Below are 1,604 nucleotides of genomic sequence, written 5' to 3' on the forward strand. Positions count from 1 at the left end.
CTTGATCTTTAACCTGTGCGGCGGGGTCGTGGGGTTGTTGACTTCTTCGTTCGCTGTTTCGCGGTGTCTGGTTTGCGGACTGTGTGCACGTCGTAGCGCGGAGTGGGCCGGGTGTTCTTGCGGCCGGGTGGTCGTCCCGGGCCGGGGCGGGAGGGTTTCGGTGCTCTTGCGGGGCAGGCGGCCTTCGGGCGCAGGTGCCGAAAGTCGCGGCGGACGCGGGCAGGGGTGAGCCTGTTCGGCGGGCTCGGTTTCTCCCACGGCCGGCGCAGGTCGGCCGCCAGCGGCCGGGCCAGCCGCAGTTGGGTGTAGACGGCGAGGATCAGCCAGGTCCACCGGTCAGCTGCCTCGGGAGTGCGGACCTTCGGGCAGGTCCAGCCCAGTGTCTGCTTGAACAGCCGGAACGTGTGCTCGATGTCGAAGCGCCGCAGGAAGACCTGCCAGAGCAGGTCGACCTGGGTAGCGGTGGCATCGGTGCCCGACCACCACAGCCACACAGGCTTGGGGGTGGCGCCGCTGGGCAGGTACTCGACCTGCAGGCGGATCACAGTGCCCTCGATGACCGGCAAAGCGCCCAGCTGGGAGACCCACGCAGAGCGGTGAGTCAACCTGGGGTGGAGCCGGTCCCAGGCCCTGGCCGTGGCCGTGCCATACAGACGGGTCTCGGTCATGGTCTCGGCATGGGGAGCGTTCCAGGTGGCCGGGTCGCCGAAGACGAACTCGCCGCCGTGACGGGGAGGCCGGCCCCGGGTGCCGGGCTCGCGGGGCGGCACCGCCCGGCGCAGGACACGGTCAGAGCGCATCCGGCCCAGCACCTGCACCGGCAGATCCTTGAGAAGGTAGGCCAGCCGGGGCACGTCGTATCCGGCGTCTACCACGATGAGGATGTCTGGATCGCCGTCCTTCCACTGTCCGGACGCCATCAGCCGCTCGATCAGCTCGCGCATCTGCCGGGCGGTGACCGTGGCGGCATCGTCGCCTGGCACCAGACGCAGGGCGTCCAACGGCGCGGTCCACGAGCTGCGGCCTGCTTCCAGCGCGCAGATCACCGAATACGGCCAGCCAGGGACGGGGATGTGCTGGTCCTTGCCGCGTCCGTAGGTGTGGCACAGGATCCGCTCGGGTGAGGTGTGAGCGTCCGGCCGCAGCCAGCAGGTGATATCGGCGGCCAGCACCAGCCGGCCATCCACCGCCCGCGGCAGCGGCACCGTGGCCAGTGCCCGCCGCAGCCGGGCGATGTCCACCCGGCCCGCGGCCAGGGCGTCATACAGTCCGCCGTGTCCACGGCGATGCTCGCCCACCAGCGACAGCTCCACCAGAGAGCGGACCGGGCCGTCCGCACACAGCACGGCGTCGGCCAGTTCGAACAGCGCATCCGAACGCCTGGTCAGGCAGGAATAGAACTCGCCCCGGAAGCGTGACAGTTCCGCGAACGGCTCCTGCCGGACGGCAGGGTGCAACAGACTCATCCCACGGCCTTCGTGCTGGGCGTGTGCGTTCCTTGGTCGGAGCACATGGTCAGCCGAAGGCCGCTTGCACGTACGGCAGTTACCAACGCGAGTGATCAAGTACGACACGCCGTTCGAGACCCCAGGTTAAAGATCAAG

General features: G+C 69.1%; 1 protein-coding gene. It reads right to left on the reverse strand.

Annotated features, from left to right (window positions below; all coding sequences use genetic code 11):
* Window positions 1-8 precede the first annotated feature (8 nt).
* On the reverse strand, window positions 9-1,466 hold the full coding sequence (locus ACZ5VQ_RS49305; RefSeq protein WP_469110759.1) for an NF041680 family putative transposase: 1,458 nt from the start codon (window positions 1,464-1,466) through the stop codon (window positions 9-11).
* Window positions 1,467-1,604 lie beyond the last annotated feature (138 nt).

This window comes from Streptomyces sp. NPDC033178, from assembly GCF_055577685.1.

Excerpts from the sequence above, each read along its gene's own strand:
- ACZ5VQ_RS49305 (WP_469110759.1), bottom strand. The coding sequence starts at position 1,466 with ATGAGTCTGTTGCACCCTGCCGTCCGGCAGGAGCCGTTCGCGGAACTG.